The organism is Acinetobacter sp. CY79 (genome assembly GCF_059515845.1).
Map to the genome: position 1 here is coordinate 138240 of NZ_JCAKMY010000006.1, position 6464 is coordinate 144703.

Genomic DNA, 6464 nt, shown 5'->3' on the forward strand with positions numbered 1-6464 from the left:
TATCTGCTTCTAGGCATGAGTTCTCTTTTTTCTTATTCTGAATACATCAGGAAACAGGACGTTTCCCAAACGAAAAACAACAATAATATGTTTGAGCATCAGGACGTGAGGTTAGACAGGAGTTAAACCTAAACAACCCGATACGAAGAAAAGCCCATCAGGATGATGGGCTTTTCTTTTTCTGCTTTATTCTTTTGAATACTTAAAATTGTTTTAAAAATTCTACAATTTCTTTTTGCTCTGCCATCTCAGCCAGTTGCAATGCGGTGTACTCACCTTTGTAACTGACATTCGCACCTTTAGCTACAAGGAGTTTAACCACATCAAGGTAGCCATTTTCAGCGGCAGCTTGCAATGCGCTATAGCCTTCTTCATCGGTTTGATTTACGTCAATACCATTGGCTAAAGTTTTTTCAACTTCTGCGACTTCGCCGATGGATGACCAGTACACAAGTTCAGGAAGATGAAGTTCTTCATCATCTTCAGGGATTGGGGAAATTGAATTGAATTGCATAAAATTTACCATCTTTATCAGATTAAATTTATTTATCAATTTTGAATAGATAAATAAATATTTTTAAGTTCTGCCGCATCCGACATAAACCACTCTATCATTTCCCAATTATCTAGCTCAGTTGAAGCATTACCCATACTCTTTCTAATTGATAATAACATTTCAGACAATAACGAGATCCAAATAGAGGTTTGTGCTAATGTGCTCTCAGCAGACTTATCATTAATCTTATTATAAGAATATACATGTTGCATCAATGCATTATAAGCACGAATAACAGAATCATCAGCAACTAGGGATAGTTTAAATGCTACCTTACGATAATCCACACTTAGCATTTTTCCAATACTTAATTGTTCCTTTGTCTTACCTTTGTATTTAGCATCTGCATTAAATATAGCATCTGATGTAAACATAATTATGAAAGGTTCTAGCAATAAATTATAAGTTTCAATTCGGTCTGCATGTAGCTTATCTTCCAACTCTTTGATGCGCTCTAAGCTCTTAAGCTCAATCTCATTCGTCTTTTCTACTCTTTTTTTAATATGCCACCCTAAACCAGTTAATAAAATAACTAATATAGGAGTTAAAGCACTACTCAAAGCGACTACATAATCAATCCAATCTTTTTGCATAAATTATTCTAACCAATTATTAGACATAGATAGTAATAACAATATACATATAAAAAAAGCCCCCTTTAGGAGGCTTTTCTTATTTAAAAACTAATACTTAAGCTTCTGCTACAGCAGGTTTACTCGCATTAATCTTCTCAGCTTCATCTTCACTCATGATCAAAGCAACTGCGATTGCAGTAATCAGCACAGGTAGACCCACTGCCATGAAGTTGAAATAAGCAGGTAAATTCATACCCAATAATGCACCAATCATGATTGGACCTACAATCGCACCCATACGACCAATCGCAGACGACCAACCAATACCTGTCGAACGTACAGCCAATGGATAGTATTGAGCAACATAGCTATAAAGCAACATTTGCGAACCAATTGAAGCTGCACCCGCTAAGAACACCAAGATATATAAAAGGAACTGATTCGACATGAAGCCCATTAAGCTCATTACAATCGCACCCATGATACCTAAGAACATCAATACTGGTTTCAAGTGGAAACGATCGGCAAGAATACCCCCACCCACAATACCCACGACCGCACCCACATTCATCACCATCATAAACATCAAGCTGTTATCCATAGAATAACCAGCAGCCATCATGAGTTTCGGTAACCAACTGCTCAATGCATACATCGTCAATAGACAAGTAAAGAATGCTGTCCAGAATAACAAGGTATTTACCATACGACCACGACGGAACAAACTGACAACCGTTGCCGACTCAGGCTCATCCACATGGTGAAGCTCAAATACTGTTGTAGGCTCAACTTTGAGCTGAGGCGCAAGTTTAGCAACAATTGGACGTGCTTCAGCTTGACGATTTTCTTTCACAATAAATGTTAAAGATTCAGGTAAGAATTTCCAAATCACAGGTAATAACAACAATGGAATACCCGCAATAAAGAACATGATTTGCCAACCAAAACTCGGGGTAAACCATGAACCTAATAGTGCAGCCATTACACCACCGACGGCATAACCACTGAACATGGTTGTTACTAATGTACTGCGCATTTTACGCGGAGCATATTCTGACGTTAAGGCAACAAGGTTTGGCATTACACCACCAATCCCCAGACCTGCTAAGAAACGTAAAATACCAAATTCTGTTGGATTCGATGCAAATCCACCTGCAGCGGTCAGACCACTAAATAGAACGATACAGATCATAATGACTTTTTTACGGCCAATTTTATCTGCTAAAGAACCAAAAATCATGGCTCCAAACATCATTCCAGCCAATGCAGTACTGGCGAGCATACCAGCTTGAACTGCACTTAGTCCCCACTCCACCATAAGTAGTGGTAAGACCACGCCATTGATTGCTAAGTCGTAACCATCAAACAGGATAATGAGTAGACACCAAGCAACAACATTGAAGTGAAATGGTGTGAATTTTGCTTCGTCAATAATGTCATTAACGTTCAAAGCTTGCTTTGACATTGCTCACCTCCTGTGAGATCGAAATTCAGTGAACTTTGATAGCAATCCGAACAGTGCAGAATTTAATTTTTATGCATTACTCATCAACACTGAGCTACCAAAGTGTGTGAGATAACTTTCACATAATTTGTATTTTTTTAAAATTGAACCATAGTCTAGAAATGGGTGATTTTAGTGATTTTTATTGAAAAAATGTATTACTACAATGCATTTAATATATTGATTAATATAATCATTAATAATTTTGATTATATTATAAACAGCTTTTTAGTGCCTTTCAGCTCTGAGTATTGCTTCACGTAATTTTTAGAATACTTTAAACATAAAAAAACACCCCCTTCGTTTGAAGGGGGTGTTTTAAGAATAATGAGCTGGCGATGACTTACTCTCACATGGGTAACCCCACACTACCATCAGCGCAAAGAGGTTTCACTTCTGAGTTCGGGAAGGGATCAGGTGGTTCACTCTTGCTATTGTCGCCAGCACAACTGTTGTGACTTTGCTTGGGTCTTATTCACATCGTTTGATGTATGCCGTTGCTTGGTCAAAGAAGTTATTAACAGATATATCTGAGTTGAATATTGTGATACTAACGGCTTACTGAATCAAGCTATTTTGATGTATATCGAATCAATTGAGCTTTTATACAACAACTGTTTGGGTGTTGTATAGTCAAGCCTCACGAGTAATTAGTATTGGTCAGCTTCACATATCACTATGCTTCCACATCCAACCTATCAACGTTGTAGTCTTCAACGGCTCTTTAGAGGACATAAAGTCCTTGGGAAATCTTATCTTGAGGTAGGCTTCCCGCTTAGATGCTTTCAGCGGTTATCCCTTCCGAACATAGCTACCCGGCGATGCGACTGGCGTCACAACCGGTACACCAGAGGTTCGTCCACTCTGGTCCTCTCGTACTAGGAGCAGATCCTCTCAAATTTCCAACGCCCACGGTAGATAGGGACCGAACTGTCTCACGACGTTCTAAACCCAGCTCGCGTACCTCTTTAAATGGCGAACAGCCATACCCTTGGGACCTGCTTCAGCCCCAGGATGAGATGAGCCGACATCGAGGTGCCAAACACCGCCGTCGATATGAACTCTTGGGCGGTATCAGCCTGTTATCCCCAGAGTACCTTTTATCCGTTGAGCGATGGCCCTTCCATACAGAACCACCGGATCACTAAGACCTACTTTCGTACCTGCTCGACTTGTGGGTCTCGCAGTTAAGCGCGCTTTTGCCTTTATACTCTACGCGTGATTTCCGACCACGCTGAGCGCACCTTCGTACTCCTCCGTTACTCTTTAGGAGGAGACCGCCCCAGTCAAACTACCCACCAGACATGGTCCTCGCTCCAGATCATGGAGCAGAGTTAGAACCTCAATATTACCAGGGTGGTATTTCAAGATTGGCTCCACTCGAACTAGCGTCCGAGTTTCAAAGCCTCCCACCTATCCTACACAAGTAAGATCAAAGTTCAATGTCAAGCTGCAGTAAAGGTTCACGGGGTCTTTCCGTCTAGCCGCGGGTACACCGCATCTTCACGGCGAATTCGATTTCACTGAGTCTCTGCTGGAGACAGCGCCCCCATCATTATGCCATTCGTGCAGGTCGGAACTTACCCGACAAGGAATTTCGCTACCTTAGGACCGTTATAGTTACGGCCGCCGTTTACTGGGGCTTCGATCAAGAGCTTCGCTTACGCTAACCCCATCAATTAACCTTCCAGCACCGGGCAGGCATCACACCCTATACGTCCACTTTCGTGTTTGCAGAGTGCTATGTTTTTAATAAACAGTTGCAGGGGCCTGGTTTCTGTGGCTGCTCGCCGCTCAAACCGCAAGGGTTATCACCGCCAGCAGCGTACCTTCTCCCGAAGTTACGGTACCATTTTGCCTAGTTCCTTCAGCAGAGTTCTCTCAAGCGCTTTGGTCTACTCGACCTGACCACCTGTGTCGGTTTCGGGTACGATTCCTGTGTAACTGAAGCTTAGAGACTTTTCCTGGAAGTATGGTATCAGCCACTTCACTGCACAAGTGCAGCTTGCTATCAGTTCTCAGCATAGAGTACCCCGGATTTGCCTAAGATACATGCCTACAACCTTTCACCTGGACAACCAACGCCAGGCTGACTTAACCTTCTCCGTCCTCTCATCGCATTACACAGAAGTATTGGAATATTAACCAATTTCCCATCGACTACGCCTTTCGGCCTCGCCTTAGGGGTCGACTCACCCAGCCCCGATTAACGTTGGACTGGAACCCTTGGTCTTTCAGCGTGCGAGTTTTTCACTCGCATTGTCGTTACTCACGTCAGCATTCGCACTTCTGATACCTCCAGCAGACTTCTCAATCCACCTTCATCGGCTTACAGAACGCTCCCCTACCACTTGCAATAAATTGCAAATCCGCAGCTTCGGCACATAGTTTTAGCCCCGTTACATCTTCCGCGCAGGCCGACTCGACTAGTGAGCTATTACGCTTTCTTTAAAGGGTGGCTGCTTCTAAGCCAACCTCCTAGCTGTCTATGCCTTCCCACATCGTTTCCCACTTAACTATGATTTTGGGGCCTTAGCTGGCGGTCTGGATTGTTTTCCTCTTGACTACGGACGTTAGCACCCGCAGTCTGTCTCCCGGATAGTACTCATTGGTATTCGGAGTTTGCATCGGTTTGGTAAGTCGGGATGACCCCCTAGCCGAAACAGTGCTCTACCCCCAATGGTATTCGTCCGAGGCGCTACCTAAATAGCTTTCGGGGAGAACCAGCTATCACCAGGCTTGATTAGCCTTTCACCCCTATCCACAAGTCATCCCCTGGCTTTTCAACGACAGTGGGTTCGGTCCTCCAGTTAGTGTTACCCAACCTTCAACCTGCTCATGGATAGATCGCCTGGTTTCGGGTCTACACCCAGCAACTAAACGCCCTATTAAGACTCGATTTCTCTACGGCTCCCCTATTCGGTTAACCTTGCTACTGAATGTAAGTCGCTGACCCATTATACAAAAGGTACGCAGTCACCGGACACAATGCCGGCTCCCACTGCTTGTATGCATGCGGTTTCAGGATCTATTTCACTCCCCTCACAGGGGTTCTTTTCGCCTTTCCCTCACGGTACTGGTTCACTATCGGTCAGTCAGGAGTATTTAGCCTTGGAGGATGGTCCCCCCATATTCAGACAAGGTTTCACGTGCCCCGCCCTACTCGACATCATCATATCAGCCCTTTCGTGTACAGGACTATCACCCACTACGGTTGCACTTCCCAGAGCATTCCACTAGAACTGATATGACTTAATGGGCTTTTCCCCGTTCGCTCGCCGCTACTAAGGGAATCTCAATTGATTTCTTTTCCTAAGGGTACTGAGATGTTTCACTTCCCCTCGTTCGCCTTGCAACACTATGTATTCATGTTGCAATACCTACCTTATGGTAAGTGGGTTTCCCCATTCAGAAATCTCCGGATCACAGGATATTTGCCGCCTCCCCGGAGCTTATCGCAGGCTATTACGTCTTTCATCGCCTCTGACTGCCAAGGCATCCACCACATGCACTTAATTACTTGACTATACAACCCCAAACAGTCGTTCATCCTCTACAAGTAGGATGAGCAACAGATCAACCAATTACTTAGTCAATCATACAGTTCGCGTCTTGTGCATTTAAGCACTGTACAGCTTCAATCTAATTCATATACCAAAACGCTTGATTCAGTTAATCGCTAGTTTCTCAGTTCTTCATTTCCACTCAATCGTTTCACTTGCGTGTCACAATTTAATGTCAATTTAGTTCTGAGCCTTAAACAATTTATTTCAACTCAAATATATGCTGTTAATGATTAACTACGTCCTCATCGGATCGCAGGTAACTG

General features: G+C 43.3%; 3 protein-coding genes and 2 rRNA genes. All 5 read right to left on the reverse strand.

Going from position 1 to position 6464, the window contains the following annotated elements:
• Window positions 1-202: 202 nt before the first annotated feature.
• The 5 genes from AC5YCE_RS03700 to AC5YCE_RS03720 all read right to left on the reverse strand — a co-directional run bounded on the left by AC5YCE_RS03700 (window position 203) and on the right by AC5YCE_RS03720 (window position 6161).
• Window positions 203-514 carry an ankyrin repeat domain-containing protein gene (locus AC5YCE_RS03700; RefSeq protein ID WP_496171096.1) on the reverse strand — a complete coding sequence of 104 codons (312 nt, stop codon included), beginning with the start codon at window positions 512-514 and terminating at the stop codon, window positions 203-205.
• A 35-nt stretch (window positions 515-549) separates the two neighbouring features.
• Window positions 550-1149, reverse strand: a complete 600-nt coding sequence (locus tag AC5YCE_RS03705; protein WP_496171097.1) for a hypothetical protein — start codon at window positions 1147-1149, stop codon at window positions 550-552.
• A 97-nt stretch (window positions 1150-1246) separates the two neighbouring features.
• On the reverse strand, window positions 1247-2596 hold the full coding sequence (locus AC5YCE_RS03710; protein WP_496171098.1) for an aromatic acid/H+ symport family MFS transporter: 1350 nt from the start codon (window positions 2594-2596) through the stop codon (window positions 1247-1249).
• Between the two features lie 369 nt (window positions 2597-2965).
• Window positions 2966-3080, reverse strand: a 5S ribosomal RNA gene (gene rrf, locus AC5YCE_RS03715).
• 184 nt (window positions 3081-3264) lie between these two features.
• Window positions 3265-6161: ribosomal RNA gene (locus AC5YCE_RS03720) — 23S ribosomal RNA — on the reverse strand.
• Window positions 6162-6464: the final 303 nt, after the last annotated feature.

Excerpts from the sequence above, each read along its gene's own strand:
- AC5YCE_RS03700 (WP_496171096.1), bottom strand. The coding sequence starts at position 514 with ATGCAATTCAATTCAATTTCCCCAATCCCTGAAGATGATGAAGAACTT.
- AC5YCE_RS03705 (WP_496171097.1), bottom strand. The coding sequence starts at position 1,149 with ATGCAAAAAGATTGGATTGATTATGTAGTCGCTTTGAGTAGTGCTTTA.
- AC5YCE_RS03710 (WP_496171098.1), bottom strand. The coding sequence starts at position 2,596 with ATGTCAAAGCAAGCTTTGAACGTTAATGACATTATTGACGAAGCAAAA.